The organism is Gemmatimonadota bacterium, from assembly GCA_040388535.1.
Classification (GTDB): Bacteria; Gemmatimonadota; Gemmatimonadetes; order Gemmatimonadales; family GWC2-71-9; genus Palsa-1233.
Genome location: JAZKBR010000002.1, coordinates 876,232 through 892,523, shown reverse-complemented (window position 1 = coordinate 892,523; position 16,292 = coordinate 876,232). Strand labels below are relative to the sequence as shown.

The window sequence follows — 16,292 nt, the reverse complement described above, 5'->3', positions numbered from 1 at the left end:
CGATCAGTTGCTGTTGCAGCTGTGGAGCTAACGGGCTGACTATCGGGCGGCCGGGCCAAAGCATGAGCCAGAAGCCGCACTCCCACTGTATGGAAAGTTGACAGCACCGGAGATTGGAGATTGGAGATGAGAGACTAGAGGGGGACTGCTGCCGAGGAGAGACCCGGCAACTTGTTGCGGGCAGCCGACTTGCGCCGTACGTTCAGGGGATGAAGTACCCTGTGGTAGCCAACTATATCGGTGGGGCGTTCGTGCCGGCCAACGGCGGCCTCGCCCTCCTTGATGTCTTCAATCCGGGCGACGGCAGCGTGATTTCCCGCGTGCCGCTCTCGGCGCAGGCGGAAGTCGATGCGGCGGTCCGTTCGGCCCGGGCTGCCTTCCCGAAATGGGCGGCCACGCCGATCAAGGACCGGGTTCAGGTCTTCTTCCGTTATCGTCAACTTCTTGAACAGCATCTCGACGAACTTGCCGCCCTGGTGACCGAGGAGAACGGCAAGGTCGCTCCCGAAGCCCGGGCGGAGGTGCTCAAATCGATCGAGCTCACCGAATTCGCCTGCTCCCTCCCGCAGATCACCGCCGGCGAGGTGCTCGAGGTCAGCCGCGGCGTCGAGTGCCGGATCGAGCGATTCCCGGTAGGGGTCGTGGCCGCGATCACGCCATTCAATTTTCCCAACATGGTGCCCAACTGGTCGATCCCGAACGCGATCGCCCTCGGCAACTGCCTCATCCTCAAGCCGTCGGAACTGGTGCCGTTGAGTGCCGGTCGGATCGCCGACCTCCTCAAGGAGGCCGGGCTCCCCGATGGCGTGCTGCAGATCGTGCACGGTGGTCAGGCAGCGGTTGAGGCGATCTGCGACCACCCGGGGATCGATGCGATCTCGTTCGTGGGCTCGACCCGGATCGCCAAGGTGGTCTACCGGCGTGCCTCGGAGCAGCTCAAGCGGGTGCTCGCGCTCGGCGGCGCCAAGAATCACCTGATCGTGATGCCCGATGCCGACCTCGATATGACGGCCAGCAATGTCGTGGCCTCGATGTCGGGATGTGCCGGCCAGCGCTGCATGGCCGCGTCGGTGATGGTGGCCGTCTCCGCGACGGATCACATCATCAACCGGATGGTCGAGCAGGCGCGCCGCGTGGTCCCAGGTGACAACCTCGGTCCGGTGATCTCGGCCGAAGCGCGGGCGCGCATTCATCGCTACATCGTCGAGGCCGAAGCCGCTGGTGCGAAGGTGCTGGTGGATGGTCGCAACGTGAGCGTCCCGGGTCGCGAGGGCGGCTACTTCATTGGGCCGACGATTCTTGATCACGTCACGGCCGACATGCGGATCGCCCGCGATGAAGTGTTCGGACCGGTCCTCGCGATCATCCGCGCCCGCGACATCGAGCAGGCGCTCGACGTCGAGAATGCCTCGCCCTACGGCAACGCCGCATCGGTCTTCACCGAGAGCGGCGGCGTGGCGCGTCGAGTGATGGAACGGGCGAGCGCCGGGATGATCGGCGTGAACGTCGGTGTGCCGGTGCCGCGCGAACCGTTCTCGTTCGGCGGCTGGAATGAGTCGAAGTTCGGGGTCGGTGACATCACCGGCCGCGGCTCCATCGAATTCTGGACCCAGTCCAAGAAGATGACCACCAAGTGGAATCGCGAGGCCGGAATCAACTGGATGTCGTGAGCGCGCTGCCGCCCGGCAGCGCGTGATGGCATCAGGAGGTCCTATGTCGGTCGATCGCTCGGTCGAGTTTACCGGAATTCATTTCGAGAATCCCTTCCTGCTCTCGTCGGCACCCCCGACGGAATCGGAAACCAATATCCTGCGCGCGTTCGAGTCGGGATGGGGCGGCGTCGTCACCAAGACGATCGGTCTCCATCCGGTGGTGAACGTCTACGGCGCCAAGGCCAAGTTCCAGCGCACCTCACCGGAAGACGCCTCCGTCTCGATGAAGAAGCGACCCGGTGCGGCACTGCACTCCTCGTGGAACTGGGAACTGATCTCCGACAAGGCGCTCGACTGGTGGGAGCCCCGCCTCCGCCGGATCAAGGAGAACTTTCCCAACCGCGTCCTCGTCGCGTCGATCATGGCGGGCTCGGGAAATGACAAGGAGCTGCGTCACTGGCAGCAACTCGCCCAGAGCTGTCAGGCCAATGGCGCCGACGCGCTCGAGCTGAACTTCTCCTGCCCGCATATGGATCGCCGCGACATGGGGTCCAACATCGGAAAGGATCAGGGGCTCTGCTCCGTAGTCACCGAAGCGGTCAAGGAAGTCTCAACCATTCCCGTCTGGTGCAAGCTCACGCCTGCCACGCCGGATATCGTGGTCGAAGCGGGCGCCTGCTTCCGCGGCGGCGCCGACGCCATCGTCTCATCGAACACCTTTCCGTCGCTGCCGATGATCGACCCCGAAACGCTCGAATTCGAGATCAATGTCGATGGGCTGGTGTCGAGCGGCGGGATGGGCGGTCCCGCGATTCTGCCACTCTCGCTCGCCAAGATGGCGCAACTCGCCCAGGCGTTCCCCGACGGCGCGTTCTCCGGGATCGGCGGCATCTCGGATTTCTCGCAAGCGCTCTCGTACTTCCTCCTCGGCTGCGGCACGGTGCAGGTCTGCACAGCGGCGATGCTCGATCAGGCGGTCGGGCCCAACATCATCAAGCGCCTCAACGCCGGACTCGACGCCTTCCTGGAGGCGCACGCCGACAAGGGCTGGCACCGGATCGAGGATTTCCGTGGCGCACGCCGCGACCGCGTCGTGCTGCAATCGGCGATCCGGCGGCCGAACGAGGCCGACTATCACGCCGGCTTCGAAGCCGTCGAGGGGTACGCCTCGTGATGATGCCGCCGAGCACGCACGTGCCACGCCCGTACACCGGGCCCACGCGCGAGGAAGTACTGCAACTGCGGCGTCAGTTTACGAACCCGGCCGTCTTCACGATGTACCGGGAACCGCTGATGATCGTCGAAGGGCATATGCAGTGGCTCTTCGACGAGACCGGGCGCCGCTACCTCGACATGCTCGCCGGCATCGTGACCGTGTCGTGCGGGCACTGCCACCCCAAAGTTGTCGCCGCCGTAAATGATCAGTCGGCGACGCTGCAGCACGTGACCACGATGTACCTCCATCCGAACCTGGCACTCCTCGCGAAGAAGCTCGCCTCGAAGATGCCGAAGGGTCTCGACGTCACCTATTTCGTGAACAGCGGGAGCGAGGCAACCGACCTCGCGATCACGATGGCGCGGCTCTTCACCGGCAACACCGATGTCATCGCCCTGCGGAACGCCTACCATGGCGGCTCACCTGGTGCGGTTGGTGTCACCTCGCACTCGACCTGGAAGTTTCCGGTGCCGTCGAATGTCGGCGTGCACCACGCGATCTGCCCCGACCCGTATCGCTCGCCATTCCAGGGCACACCCGAGGCGATCGCCACGCAGAGCGCCAACGACATTCGCGAACTGATCCGCTATTCAACCCCGGGAAAGGTCGCCGCGTTCATCGCCGAGTCGATCCAGGGAGTGGGCGGGACGACGCATGGTGCGGCCAACTATCTGCGCGAGGCCTACGCGATCGTGCGCGAACTCGGCGGGCTCTGCATTGCCGATGAGGTGCAGACCGGCTTCGGCCGCACCGGTGCGCACTACTGGGGCTTCGAGAACTGGGACGTGGTCCCCGACATCGTCACGATGGCGAAGGGGATCGGCAACGGGGTACCGCTCGCGGCCGTCACCACGCGAATGGACATTGCCCAGGCGCTCACCCAGCGCATCCACTTCAATACCTTCGCCGGAAACGCGGTGTCGGCCGCGGCCGGCCTCGCGGTACTCGACGTCATCGACGAAGACGGCCTGCAGGAGAATTGTCGCGTCGTGGGTGGCCACCTCAAGGCCGGTCTCACCCGGCTGATGCAGCGCCACCCGATGGTCGGCGATGTACGCGGCATGGGCCTGATGCTGGGTGTCGAGCTGGTGCGCGATCGCGGGACCAAGGTGGCGGCGAAGTCGGAGACGCTCGAGATCGTCGAAGCGATGCGCGAAGCCGGCGTGCTCGTGGGCAAGGGGGGCCTGGAGGGAAATGTGCTCCGGCTCAAGCCGCCGATGTGCATCACCCGCGACGATGCTGACTTCGCACTCGATGCACTCGACCACGCGCTCGCCCAGGTGGGTCACTCGTAGCCCTTACCCCGTCGGGAGCAACTGCCATGCGCTTCGATCGAGTCATCCGGGGCGGCACCGTCGTCACCCCGACCGGGACGTTCGTCGGCGATGTCGGCATTCTGGGCGAGACGATTGCCGCCGTCGGCCCTGGCCTCGATGCCACCGGCGCCGATCTGGTGGACGCCACCGGACACCTCGTCATTCCCGGCGTGCTCGATGTCCACGTGCACCTCGAACTTCCCTTCTGCGGCACCACGTCCGCCGATGACTATCGCACCGGCACGCGCGCAGCGGCCCGCGGCGGTGTCACCACCGTCATCGATTTCGCCATTCCCTACGCGGGAGAGTCGCTCGGCCAGGCCGCCGACAACTGGCTGGCCAAGGCGAAGGAGAAGGCGCTGATCGACTACACCTTCCATATCTGCATCACGCGATGGAACGAGCACCGCGACCAGATCAAGGGGATGGTCGATCGCGGCTTCACCACCTTCAAGGAGTTCATGATCTACGAGTCTGAGGGGTGGCAGTCGGACGATCGCGCCCTCTTCGGCACGCTGGAGAAGATGAAGGAATACGGCACCATGTTGCTGGTGCACGCCGAATCGGCCCGCGTGCTCGATGAACTCATTGCCCGGCATCACACTCCCGAGCTGATGCAGCAGTACGGGGCTCGCCTTCATCCGATGACCCGCCCCAACTTCATCGAGGCCGAGGCGATCTCGCGCGTGGTGCAATGGAGCGAGGCCACGGGTGGTCAGCTCTACATCGTGCATATGTCGACGGCCGAAGGCGCCGACATCATCCGCGCGGCCCAGGCGCGTGGCGTACCCGTGCTGGCCGAGACCTGCGTGCAGTATCTCGTGCTCGACGATTCCGTCTTCGCCCGCGAGGACGGCCACCTCTTCGCCTGCTGTCCGCAACTCAAGAAGCCGGCCGACGTCGAGCGGCTCTGGGCCGGCCTCAGGCAGGGTGAGGTCTCGGTGATCTCCACCGACACCTGCACCTTCTCGCGGGAACAGAAAGCGATGTGGGAGGGCGACTGGACCAAGATCCCGATGGGAATGCCGGGGCTCGAGACACTGCTCCCGCTCAGCTACACGCGTGGAGTCCTCGGCGGTCGCTTCACGCTTGAGGAGATGTGCGAGAAGCTGAGCACCAATCCGGCAAAGATCATGGGGCTCTTTCCGAAGAAGGGCGCCATCCAGGTTGGCGCCGATGCCGACATTGCCATCATCCACCCCACCTCGACGCTCCCGGTCGATCCTGACACAATGGAGACCAATGCCGACTGGTCTCCCTTCGAGGGATGGCCACTCGCGGGCTTCGCGAGGACCACACTGTCGCGAGGCGAAATCATCGTCGACAACTATCGCGTTGTCGGCAAGGCAGGTCGCGGGCGCTGGCTTCCTCGTACGACGGCCGGGCTGCAGTGAGGGCCACCGACGAGGAGATCCGCTACTCGCCGCTCTGGAACGAGGACCTCTCGCCGACCTCGCCCGAGCGGCGCACCTGGTCGACCTACAACATCGCCGCGCTCTGGATCGGGATGAGTGTCGTCATCACCACCTACACCCTGGCCTCGGGGCTGATGCAGCAGGGGATGAACTGGTGGCAGGCGATGCTCACCATTCTTCTCGGCAACGTGATCGTGCTGATTCCGATGGTGCTCAATGCCCACGCCGGCACGCGTTACGGCATTTCCTTTCCGGTACTCTGCCGCGCGTCGTTCGGGGTGCGCGGCGCGAACGTCGCGGCGATCCTGCGCGCCGCCGTGGCGTGCGGCTGGTTCGGCATCCAGACCTGGATCGGCGCCCTCGCGCTCAACCTGCTGCTGGGCGTGGCCTTTCCATCGTGGAGCGGCCTCGCCAACGGCATCTGGTTCTCGTTCGCGGCATTCTGGATGGTGCAGGTCGCGATCATCATCGGCGGCACCGAGGGGATCAAGCATCTCGAAAGCTGGTCGGCACCGTTGCTCCTGGGCGGCGGCCTGCTGCTGCTCTGGTGGGGCATCAGTCACGGGGGCGGCCTCGCCAACGTGCTGACGCAGTCACAGAAGCTGCAAGGCGGTCACGCGGCGTTCTGGACCATCTTTCCCGCGGCGCTCACAGCGAACGTCGGCTACTGGGCGACGCTCTCCCTCAACATTCCCGATTTCACGCGCTATGCGAAGAGCCAGCGGTCGCAAGTGCTCGGCCAGGCGCTCGGGCTTCCCACCACGATGACGCTCTTCGCGTTCATCGGCGTGGCGGTAACCAGCGCGACCATCGTGATCTTCGGCGAGCCGATCTGGGATCCTGTCGTGTTGGTGAGCCGGATTGGCGGAACCGGTGTCATCATCTTCGCGGCCCTGGTGGTCCTGGCGGCGCAGCTCACCACGAACATGGCCGCCAATGTCGTTTCACCGTCCAACGACTTTTCCAATCTTGCACCGCGCCGCATCTCCTATGTCACTGGCGGATTGATTACGGCCGTCATCGGCGTGCTGATGATGCCGTGGCGGCTGTATTCCGATGCGGCGGCCTACATCTTCACCTGGTTGCTGGGGTACTCCTCGCTGATGGGTGCGCTCGGCGGAATTCTCATTGCGGATTACTGGGTCATTCGCCGACAGCAGCTCGACGTGACGGCGCTCTTCCAGGTCAACGGCATCTACAGCTACCGACACGGCGTGAACCCGCACGCCATCGTCGCGCTGGTTGTGGGTGTCCTGCCAGTGATTCCCGGCTTTATCCATGCAGTGAGCACACCCGGCGGCGTGGTCGCGGACCCGGGGCTCTTCGACCATCTGTATCAGTACGCCTGGTTCGTCACCTTTGCGCTCTCCTTCCTGATCTACCTGAAATTGATGTGGCCATCCCGGCCCAGTCCTTCCGTGGAGCGCTGACATGGCCCGAACCGTCAAGTGCGGCCTGATCCAGGCATCGCACGCCTGCAGCACCGATGAGAACCTCGAGATCATCCGCGATGCCAACATCAACAAGCATCTGGAGATCATCGAGCGTGCTGGCCGCGAAGGCGTCCAGATCCTCTGCATGCAGGAGATCTTCACCGGCCCCTACTTTTGCGCCGAGCAAACGACTCGCTGGTACGACACCACCGAAGGGATCCCTGATGGACATACCACGCGGCTGATGCAGGAAGTGGCGCGACGCCATCAGATGGTGATCATCGTGCCGATCTACGAGCAGGATGGTTCGGGGATCTACTACAACACCGCCGCCGTGATCGACGCGGATGGCCGCTACCTCGGCAAGTACCGGAAGAACCACATTCCGCACTGCGGCCCCGGCTTCTGGGAGAAGTTCTACTTCAAGCCCGGCAACTTGGGCTATCCCGTGTTCAAGACGCAGTATGCCGATGTTGGCGTCTATATCTGCTACGATCGCCACTTCCCTGAAGGGGCGCGACAGCTCGGCCTGAACGGCGCCGAGATTGTCTTCAATCCGTCGGCGACTGTGGCCGGCCTGTCGGAATACCTCTGGAAGCTGGAGCAACCCGCCCACGCAGTTGCCAACGCCTATTTCGTCGGTGCCATCAATCGGGTGGGATACGAGGATCCGTGGCGAATCGGCGAGTTCTACGGTCAGAGCTACTTCTGCGACCCCCGCGGACGGATGGTGGCCGAGGGGAGTCGCGACCGCGACCAGCTGATCACGGCCGAGCTGGATCTGGACCAGATCCGCGAGGTGAGAAACATCTGGCAGTTCTACCGTGACCGGCGGCCGGAGACCTACGGGGGGCTGACGGCGCTCTAGAATCGGACCGGGTGGGCCATTCGGCACGGTCCGTGCGGCTGAATCCGCCATTCACCCTGTTCCGGAGGCGTCATGCGCGTGCCTGTGAAGATCCTGCTCGCCCTGCTGGCTGTGCCAACCGTCCTTCCGGCGCAGGGCGCCGGGAAGCACGGATCCGATGTTTCGATCGCCCTCCGCGCCGGCACGCTCGGTTTCGGTGCCGAGATCTCCAAGCTGCTGATTCCGCACGTCGGCATCCGGCTCGGCGCGAACACCTTCTCGCTCAACAAGAACATCGATCAGACCGACATCACCTTCGACGCCAAGCTCAAGGCGAAGGCGCTGACGGCACTGATCGATCTCTACCCGAGCGGCCGCGGCTCGTTCCACCTCACGGGCGGCATCATCACCAACCCGGTCGAAGTCACCGCTACCGGGGTACCGAAGCAGAACGGGACCTTCACAATCAATGATCGTGAATACACCACGGCCCAGGTTGGCACCCTGACCGGCTCCGGCAAGTGGCCGAAGACCTCGCCATACGCGGGCCTCGGCTTCGGCACACCCGCGAACTCGCACTCCGCCATCAAGTTCCTGTTCGACCTCGGCGCCGCCATCGGCAAGCCCACGATTGCGCTTACCGCGACGGGCGCCGCCAACAATGCCCAGTTACAGTCGGACCTGAACTCGCAGATCGTCGACACCCAGAAGGATGTCGACAAGTACGCCAAGGTCTATCCCGTTCTTTCGTTCGGGTTGGCGTACCGCTTCTGATCGATCGGCCTATTCGACCTTGACGTGCCCCATCATCCCCAACGGAGCGTGGGGATCGCACTGGAAGTAGTAGGTCTTCCCGGCGGCGAAGTTCACGGGCACGTCAAAGGTCTGGCCAGGCAGCTGCAACAGTTCGCTGGCGGCGGGAAGATTCGGGACTCCCGGGTTGCTGTCGGGCAGGAAATGCACATTGTGCACGCCGACGCCGAGCGTGAAGCGCAGCACATCACCGGGATGTGCCTCGACCAGTTTGGGCTTGAAGTAGCTGCCGGTTTCGTCGGTGAACATCTCGATCGTGATCACCTTGCCGGTGGGTGCAACTGCCCCTGCTGCCGGCTTTGCCCCCTCCTCCTCGCCGTGCTCCTCCGCCTTCTTCTCTCCGCCACACGCCAGCAGCGCCATCGTCGCGCCAGCAATTACCAGACCCCGCAGGGGGAAACGAGTCGACATAACCACTCCGATTGTGAATGACACTTAGAAACTCTTCCGTTGAAATGCGCGCGTCGCGGCGGCCAGCGGCAGCACGAGCCAGAGCGACAGGGCCAGCACCAGGGCGGCGCGACCCACTTCGGTGCCGAGTGCGTGCTGCACCACCGCACCGGTATAGCCCAGCAAGGCCGCACCATCACTCCCGAGGAGCAGGAGAACGCGACCCACATCGATCGGATTGAGCGCCAGGACCGCCAGCATCGGCGCCTCGACCGGACGCTGTCCGATCATCACCGCGAGCAGCAGGATGAGGCCATCCCAGAGTACGGCGGCGATGAGCCAAAGCCCAAGGGCGGCGCCGAGTGCCCGGACGCGATCGTCAATGCGCAGCGCCACCAGGAACGCGAGGGCACTGCTGATCCCGGTCAGCCCGACGGCGACGAGGAGCAGCGGTGCCAGCCGCATCCCCATTTCGCCGAACAGCAGGCCGTGCCAGAGAAATGGTGCGACCAGCCCCACGACGATTGCTGTTGCGAGGGGAATCACATTCCCGAGGTAGAGGCCCGTGAAGAGCCGTCGCCGCGATACCGGCTGGGCCAGCAGCAGCTCGGTCAGCTCGCGCGCGTGATGCACCTGCACCGTGCCGGCGACGAGGCCGAGCATCGGAGTGAGAATCAGCACCACGTCAATGAGGGAGACGATCGTGGTGGCACCACCACCCGCAAAGCGAATCAGCAATTCACCTGTGAGTGCGAGCGTGCAGACGACACCGATCAGCCAGCGACCACGGAAGGCTTCACGCAACGAGAAGCGGAGCAGCGGTGCGAGCGTGTTCATGCGACCGCCATCCTGGCCCGTCCCGACAGCAGCGCGGCAATAGCCCCTTCAAGTGTGCTCTGTCCGGTGGTCACCTTGAACTGATGGATGGCACCCTGCCACTTCGCCCGGCCGTCGGCGAGAAAGAGAACATCGTCGGCGAGGACTTCGAGTTCCTGAAGGACGTGCGACGTGATCAGCACGGTGGTGCCGGAGGCACGCTCCGCGAGGATGCGATCCTTGAGCACCCGCGCGGCCACTGGGTCGAGCCCCGAGGTGGGTTCGTCGAGCACCAGCAGTTCGGGGCGAAACGCAAAGGCGAGGATCGCGTTGATCTTCTGGCGCGTTCCACCCGAGAGAACACCGAGTGGCCGCTCGAACGCGTCACCCAGCTCGAACGCTTCGGCCAGCGAGAGATCAGGCGCCACGGCCGAGCCGCGAAGCGAGGCGAGGGTCCGCAGCAGTTCCTTGCCGGAGAGATGCGCCGGAAAGTTCACGATCTGCGGCATGTACCCAATGCTCGCACGGTAACCAGGGCTGCCATCGAGCAGGTGCGAACCGACCGCGATGGTGCCGGCATCCGGCGTCGCGAGGCCGAGCAGCAGCTTGAGCAGGGTGGTCTTCCCGGCCCCGTTCGGCCCCACCAGCCCGGTGACCCTGCCGGTCGCGATGTCGGCCACGAGACCGGTCAACACTTCGCGCTGGCCGAAACGCTTCGTCACGCTGCGAAGGTGAATCATCACACGCCCTCCTTCGGCGCCCGCATCAGCGGGCGTGCATCGATGACATTCGCCGGCGTGAGCACCGGCAGCACACGCTCAGCCGCATCGAGCAGGCGCACGAAGAGCGAGCGTTGCAGCAGCAGGGATGCCTGGGCATGCTCCACCAGCATCGCGAAGAGGCGCACCGGGTGGTGCGGCACATCCCCGCGTCCATCGCGGTCGAGGTCCCAGCCGTGATAGGACTCCCACCAGTTACCGGTGAAGTCGGTGGAGGTGCCGGCGCCGTTCACGGCAACATCGAAGGAATTCCGCCGGAAGAGGTTTCCCGAGATCGTTCCACCGCTGGTACTGCCAAGCAAACGCAGCCCCCAGCCATTCTCCTCGAAACGATTGCCCGTGGCGATCACCCGATCGGCGCCGTCGGCAAGCAGGCCCGTCGTGTTACGCCGGAACAGATTGCCGATCAGTTGCGCATCGGCGATCTCCTTGAGCAGCAGACCATACGAGGTCGGACCGCCGTTGTCAGCAAAGGTGTTCCGTTCCATCGTCACCACTTTGGTGTACATCACCGCCACACCCCCGCCATTCGCGGCGAAGGTGTTGCCGGTGTAGTGCGACGAGTCGGAATACATGAAGTGCATGCCGTAGCGATAGTTGTGCTCGCTCCGGTTGTTGCGGACGTTGGCGAGCCGGTTGAACTCGAGGTAGATCCCGTCGCGATGGCCGGTGATGATGTTGTCGTGGATATCCGCCTCGCGGGATGACCACGAGTGGACCCCGTTGCCCATCGCTGCTTCCACGCGCCCCATCGTGCCGGCAATCCGGTTGCCACCGACCTCACACGCCACGGTCCCGGCGAGATAGACGGCGAAGAAAGTCTCCTCGAACCGGTTGTCGAGGATGCGGCAGTGGTGGGCATTCTCTGCGCGCAGTGCGGCGCGGTCTTCGGTGAATGAGCCGCCGGTCGCGGTGAAGGTGAGCCCTTGCACGGTGACCTCATCTGCGCGAATGACCATCAGTGCGTGCTGCCCTTCTCCGTCGATGATGGCACCATGCTCGCCGTGAATGGTCACCGCGCGATTCAACACAATCAGTGGCTCACGGTAGCGTCCGCTGCGCACGAGCACGGTGCCGCCTGCAGGCGTCGCCGCTACGGCGGCCGCGATCGTGCGATACGGGCCGGCCGGTGAGACCACGGTCGTGTCTCCGGCAATCAGCAGTACCGCCAGTGACAACATCATACCGGAACCTGAGCTCCGCGATCAGGAGCGCTGCCGGTCGCCCGCACCGCCACAGCAGCGCGGGGCGTCCGGCTAGTCCACCAGACCAGCACGGCAATGACAAATGCGAGACCGAGCGCGATCGCGGCGCCGCCCGGCCACGCCGTGGCCGTGAAGTTGAGCAACTGCTTGCTCCCGATCAGCGGGGGCTGATAGCTCATTCCAGGGATGATGATGATGGCATTTTCCATATCGAGGTTGTGCCCGTAGTCGTACTCCCAGCGCCAGAAGTCCCAGAGACCGACGGCACCAAGAAGGGCAAAGGTCCCGATCCAGACGCCGAGGAGCCGGCGCGAGTTGAGCACCGCGACCAGCAGTGCCCCCACTCCCAGCGCCGCGAGCAGCCACGGCATGTAACGCAGCTCGGGGATCGCCCCCGGCTCGATCGGCATCATCCCGATGTAGTGATTCAATCCGTTGATGCTGCCGAGATCATTCGGCTTGAGCCCCGTCACGGTATGCGCGAAGATCCGCATGCCGAGACCCTCGGGGTATTGCGGGGCCAGCAAACGCACCTCCCAGAGTGGCCACAGTGCAGCCGCAGCCGGGAGAATCGCTGCGATGCCCATCAGGAGGCGCGCCCGCCGGTTCATGATTACTTCCCGCCTGCGGCGCCGTGCTGGTGATCCATCGGCTTCGGCACGGCGTTCATCCGCGAGAGCTGAGTTGCAGCCTTGGCCGAGATATTGGCCTTGAGCGGCACGTTGGCACCCTTGGCACTCACCCGGACGTATCCCTGCATCTCCTGGTGTAGTGCCGAGCAGAAGTCGGTGCAGTAGAACGGGTAGACACCCGGTGCCTGCGGGATCCAGACCAGCGTCCGGGTCTCGCCCGGCTGCATGATCAGTTCGGCAGTGTTCATCCCGAGCACGGCGAAGCCGTGGAGGATGTCCCAGTCCTGTTCGACGTTGGTGACGTGAAAGAAGACGCTGTCACCGACCTCGACCCCTTCGAGATTGTCCGGGGCGAAGTGGCTGCGGATCGCCATCATCTTGATGTGAACGGCCTTCCCCTTCCGCGTGATGCCGCCTTCGGCTTCCGACCGCGTGACCCACGGCGACTTGTTGTTCGCGAGCGAGAAGAACTTGACCTGCTTGTCCTTGAGGATGCTCGCCGGCAACGCCTGGGCGTAGTGGGGCTCGCCCTGGGTCGGGAAATCGAGGATCAGCTTCATCTTGTCGCCACTGATGTCATAGAGCTGTGCCGACTGCGCCAGCTCGCCACCGGTCGGGAGGTAGCGGTCCTTGGTGATCTTGTTCATTGCCAGCAGATACTTGCCCCACGGCTGCTTCGAATCGCCCCCGGGAATCATCAGGTGCCCGGGCGAGTAGTACGTCGGCGCGCGGTCGAGTACTTCCCACGTGCCCAGCTTCCACTTCACCACTTCCGACGAGATGAACATCGTGGTGTAGGCGTTGCCCTTGCCGTCGAACTCGGTGTGCAGCGGGCCGAGGCCCGGCTTCTGTACTTCGCCCGCAATGGTCGCCTCGTACTTCAGCACTGGAATGCCACCGATATCGCCGTCGAAGGCCTTGGCGGCGATCGCGGCCTTGATCTTCGTCGCCGAATGCACCGGAATCACGGTGGCCAGCTTGCCGCCGCCGACGATGTATTCGCCGCTCGGATCGATGTCGACGCCGTGCGGCGACTTCGGCGTGGGAAGCAGGTACACCACACCAGGGCAGGCCGCCGGTTCCAGCATCTGCACCGACGTCTTGAATTCGACCATCGCCTGCCGGGAATCGGGATCCATGTAGTTGTGCGCATAGCGTGACGGGAAGGCCTTGGCCTTGCCGTCTTTCACGCACCGCTCGGCCAGCTTCCAGTTCACGGCAGCGATGTAGTCCTTGTCGTTCTTCGAGGCGTTCAGCTCGAGCTTGGTATAGGCCTGCTCGGTGTTGTACGTCGTGAAGAAGAACCAGCCATCACTCGGCCCCTTGCCGGCATGGCCGAGGTCGTAGTTGTACCCCGGCATCAGGAGCTGGAAGGCGATATCCATCTTCCCCGGCACGTCGGCCTTGATGAACGAGAGCGTTCCCTTGAAATGCTCCTTGTAGCTCTCGATCGGCACGTCGGCATTGGGGATTGGCACCGAGAAGCGCGTCGCCGAGACGATGTACTCGGAGTTCGCCGTGGTGAAGGGCGAGGCATGCCCGCCCGCGGCGTTCGGAATCTGGAGAATCTCTTCCGTCTCGAAGCGGGTCAGGTCGATGCGGGCCACGCGGGGCGTGTTGTTCCCGTTGATGAAGAGCCAGCGCCCATCCGGCACCGCATTGGTCTGCGACAGCTCGGCGTGGTGGGTATCGTCCCAGGGCACGGTGCCGAAGGTCGTCTCGAGCATCGGCTTGGTTTCTTCGTTGTAGCCGTAGCCGTTCTCGGGGAACTGAGAGAAGACCGGGATCGTCTTGAGCAGGCGACCCGAGGGGAGTGCATACACCGTCACCTGGCCGCTGAATCCACCAGAGAGGAAGGCGTAGAATTCATCGTACTGGCCTGGCGCGACGTACACCGCCTTGGCGGCATCGCCGCTGACCATCTCCTTCGGAGCCGGGGTACTGCACCCGGCCACCGCCCCCATCAGGGCGAGCGAAGCGAACAGACCAACACCGAATCGCCGCATACCTGCCTCACTATTCGTGGCCCCGTGGGGCCGGTCGGGTGCCACACCGCCATCGCGGGGGCACAAGTAGATCATCGACTCGCCAGTCGGCGTGCGCTGTGATCGTTGTCACACGCCGTTCTCGCAGGTACCGGGAGAAGAGTGGCACCTGGAGCGTGAAGGTCGTGTTGAAGCATTCGTGAAGATTTGTTCATGATGCGCGCACGACCAATCGCGTGAGCGGCAACGCCGCTCGATCGAGGGTGCGCCAGAGATTCCACGCGAGGAGATACGCTCCGGTGGCCGAGCAGCTCGCCCCAAATCCGAGTACGACGCCGCCAGGGAGTGGCGCATGCAGGCGCCAGACAAAGCCGATCACCATCAACGTGACGCCGATGTTCGCGACCACCAGGTGAATGCGCGCGAGTCGCGGGGAGAAGAGCGGCGTCGCCGCGAAGCGCGGGAAGACGTGATACGCCACGCCGGCGATCATCATCGTCACGAACCCAAGCAGCAGCATATGGAGGTGGGCGGTGCGATACGCCCCCCACGCCGGGTGGACCGCCATCGCGACGCCGAACGAGACGCCCGCCACGAGCCAGAGCAACGACGCGCGCAGAAATCCGGTCGTGTAGCGCTCCATCAGCAGACCCCGCAGCAGCCGGCGATGAGGTGGACCGTGATCTCGAGACCATCCTCGCCGGCCGCAACCGCGTGCGGCACGTCGGGATCGACCTGCACAATGCCCCCGGTGTTGAGCGCGGCGGCGGTGCCATCGGAGAGGGAGAAGCTTCCCGAGCCGCGGACGGCGGTGATCAGGATGCGTGACGCGTTGCGGTGGGTTGGCAGGCGTTGCCACGGCCCGAAGGTGATGGTGAAATGCCGGCCTTCAGGACCCTCGACCACGTCGGAGATGGTCGGTCGCGTTTCGGGAAGCGTGGGGGGGGGTGGGCCATAGGGACGCACGGTGCAACTCCGGAAAAGGTTGCATCAATCGTCGCCCGCGCCGCCATGCCAGTCCGTGACGCTTGTCACAACGCCCCCTGCGCGCTTCATTCGCAGGATGAGTTCCCTGGTAGATGTCCTGCGCAATGTGCCGATCTTCGCCGAACTCGACGAGCGCGTGATCGCGTTGCTCGCGGTGCGCTGTGTGCCGCGGGCGGTCGGTGAAGGCTTCGTCCTCTTCCGTGCGGGCGATCCCTGCGCGGGCTTGTATGTGGTGCTCGAGGGGAGGGTCCGGGTCTTTCGCTCCTCCCCCGATGGTCGGGAGCAGACCGTGGCCGTCGAGGGGCCCGGCCGGCCGGTCGCTGAATTGCCGCTCTTCGATGGTGGCCCCTACCCGGCGCACGCGGTCACGACGATGCCGACCCGACTCGCCTTCCTGCCACGCGCCGAGTTCGAGCACGCCTTCCGAACCGATCCGGAAGTCGCTGCGGCGGTTGTGCACGCGCTCGGTCACCGGCTCCGGCATCTGGTACAGCTGCTCGAGACGGTGGCGTTCCGCGATGTCGCCGCGCGACTCGCGATGTTGCTGGCCGACTACGCCGACCAGACCGGGCGCAGCAATGCGGACGGGATCCACTTCACGCTGGAGCGGACCCAGGAGGAGCTCGCGACCGAAATCGGGACCGCGCGCGAATCGGTGTCACGCGCGCTGAAGCAGCTCGCGACCCACGGACTCATCCGGAACAGGAAGGGGAGTCGCTTTGTGGTGGCACCTTCGGAGGAGCTGCGGAGCTGGGCCCGTCGTGGTGGGATGTGAGACATCCGTCACAGCGGGCGTGCATTGCGGC

At 64.5% G+C, this 16,292-nt stretch carries 16 protein-coding genes; 8 read left to right on the top strand and 8 right to left on the bottom strand.

Going from position 1 to position 16,292, the window contains the following annotated elements; all coding sequences use genetic code 11:
• The first annotated feature begins 209 nt into the window (after positions 1-209).
• The 7 genes from V4558_07495 to V4558_07465 all read left to right on the top strand — a co-directional run bounded on the left by V4558_07495 (position 210) and on the right by V4558_07465 (position 8,653).
• Positions 210-1,670: a CoA-acylating methylmalonate-semialdehyde dehydrogenase gene (locus tag V4558_07495; protein ID MES2305334.1), complete on the top strand. Its 1,461-nt coding sequence runs from the start codon at positions 210-212 to the stop codon at positions 1,668-1,670.
• Positions 1,671-1,713: 43 nt separating this feature from the next.
• On the top strand, positions 1,714-2,826 hold the full coding sequence (locus V4558_07490; protein MES2305333.1) for an NAD-dependent dihydropyrimidine dehydrogenase subunit PreA: 1,113 nt from the start codon (positions 1,714-1,716) through the stop codon (positions 2,824-2,826).
• A 20-nt stretch (positions 2,827-2,846) separates the two neighbouring features.
• On the top strand, positions 2,847-4,163 hold the full coding sequence (locus V4558_07485) for an aspartate aminotransferase family protein (protein MES2305332.1): 1,317 nt from the start codon (positions 2,847-2,849) through the stop codon (positions 4,161-4,163).
• 26 nt (positions 4,164-4,189) lie between these two features.
• Positions 4,190-5,578, top strand: coding sequence for a dihydropyrimidinase (gene hydA / locus V4558_07480; protein ID MES2305331.1), 1,389 nt, complete (start codon positions 4,190-4,192; stop codon positions 5,576-5,578).
• Positions 5,575-7,029 (top strand): NCS1 family nucleobase:cation symporter-1, encoded by a 1,455-nt coding sequence (locus V4558_07475; protein MES2305330.1) that lies wholly within the window; start codon positions 5,575-5,577, stop codon positions 7,027-7,029. The genes hydA and V4558_07475 overlap by 4 nt, the downstream gene beginning before the upstream one ends.
• A 1-nt stretch (position 7,030) precedes the next feature.
• Entirely contained in the window at positions 7,031-7,900 is an 870-nt protein-coding gene (locus tag V4558_07470) for a nitrilase-related carbon-nitrogen hydrolase (GenBank protein ID MES2305329.1), read from the top strand.
• A gap of 72 nt (positions 7,901-7,972) precedes the next feature.
• A complete protein-coding gene (locus tag V4558_07465) occupies positions 7,973-8,653 on the top strand; it encodes a hypothetical protein (GenBank protein MES2305328.1) in 681 nt (226 codons plus the stop codon).
• 9 nt (positions 8,654-8,662) lie between these two features.
• On the opposite strand, the gene V4558_07460 is transcribed toward V4558_07465, so the two are convergent.
• The 8 genes from V4558_07460 to V4558_07425 form a co-directional block, all read right to left on the bottom strand.
• The gene (locus V4558_07460; GenBank protein MES2305327.1) at positions 8,663-9,103 is read right to left on the bottom strand and encodes a plastocyanin/azurin family copper-binding protein; all 441 of its coding nucleotides are present in this window, start codon (positions 9,101-9,103) and stop codon (positions 8,663-8,665) included.
• 24 nt (positions 9,104-9,127) lie between these two features.
• The gene (locus V4558_07455) at positions 9,128-9,919 is read right to left on the bottom strand and encodes an ABC transporter permease subunit (protein MES2305326.1); all 792 of its coding nucleotides are present in this window, start codon (positions 9,917-9,919) and stop codon (positions 9,128-9,130) included.
• Positions 9,916-10,620 carry an ABC transporter ATP-binding protein gene (locus V4558_07450; GenBank protein ID MES2305325.1) on the bottom strand — a complete coding sequence of 235 codons (705 nt, stop codon included), beginning with the start codon at positions 10,618-10,620 and terminating at the stop codon, positions 9,916-9,918. Before V4558_07450 ends, V4558_07455 begins: the two co-directional genes overlap by 4 nt.
• A gap of 17 nt (positions 10,621-10,637) precedes the next feature.
• Complete coding sequence (nosD, locus tag V4558_07445) at positions 10,638-11,861, bottom strand: nitrous oxide reductase family maturation protein NosD (GenBank protein ID MES2305324.1); 1,224 nt, start codon at positions 11,859-11,861, stop codon at positions 10,638-10,640.
• Positions 11,858-12,493: a hypothetical protein gene (locus V4558_07440; protein MES2305323.1), complete on the bottom strand. Its 636-nt coding sequence runs from the start codon at positions 12,491-12,493 to the stop codon at positions 11,858-11,860. Before V4558_07440 ends, nosD begins: the two co-directional genes overlap by 4 nt.
• Before the next feature lie 2 nt (positions 12,494-12,495).
• Positions 12,496-14,478 (bottom strand): Sec-dependent nitrous-oxide reductase, encoded by a 1,983-nt coding sequence (nosZ, locus tag V4558_07435; protein ID MES2305322.1) that lies wholly within the window; start codon positions 14,476-14,478, stop codon positions 12,496-12,498.
• A gap of 232 nt (positions 14,479-14,710) precedes the next feature.
• Positions 14,711-15,142 (bottom strand): cbb3-type cytochrome c oxidase subunit I, encoded by a 432-nt coding sequence (locus tag V4558_07430; protein MES2305321.1) that lies wholly within the window; start codon positions 15,140-15,142, stop codon positions 14,711-14,713.
• Positions 15,142-15,465, bottom strand: a complete 324-nt coding sequence (locus V4558_07425; protein ID MES2305320.1) for a hypothetical protein — start codon at positions 15,463-15,465, stop codon at positions 15,142-15,144. The genes V4558_07430 and V4558_07425 overlap by 1 nt, the downstream gene beginning before the upstream one ends.
• 97 nt (positions 15,466-15,562) lie before the next feature.
• On the opposite strand from V4558_07425, the gene V4558_07420 reads away from it, so the two are divergent.
• A complete protein-coding gene (locus V4558_07420) occupies positions 15,563-16,261 on the top strand; it encodes a Crp/Fnr family transcriptional regulator (GenBank protein MES2305319.1) in 699 nt (232 codons plus the stop codon).
• Positions 16,262-16,292: the final 31 nt, after the last annotated feature.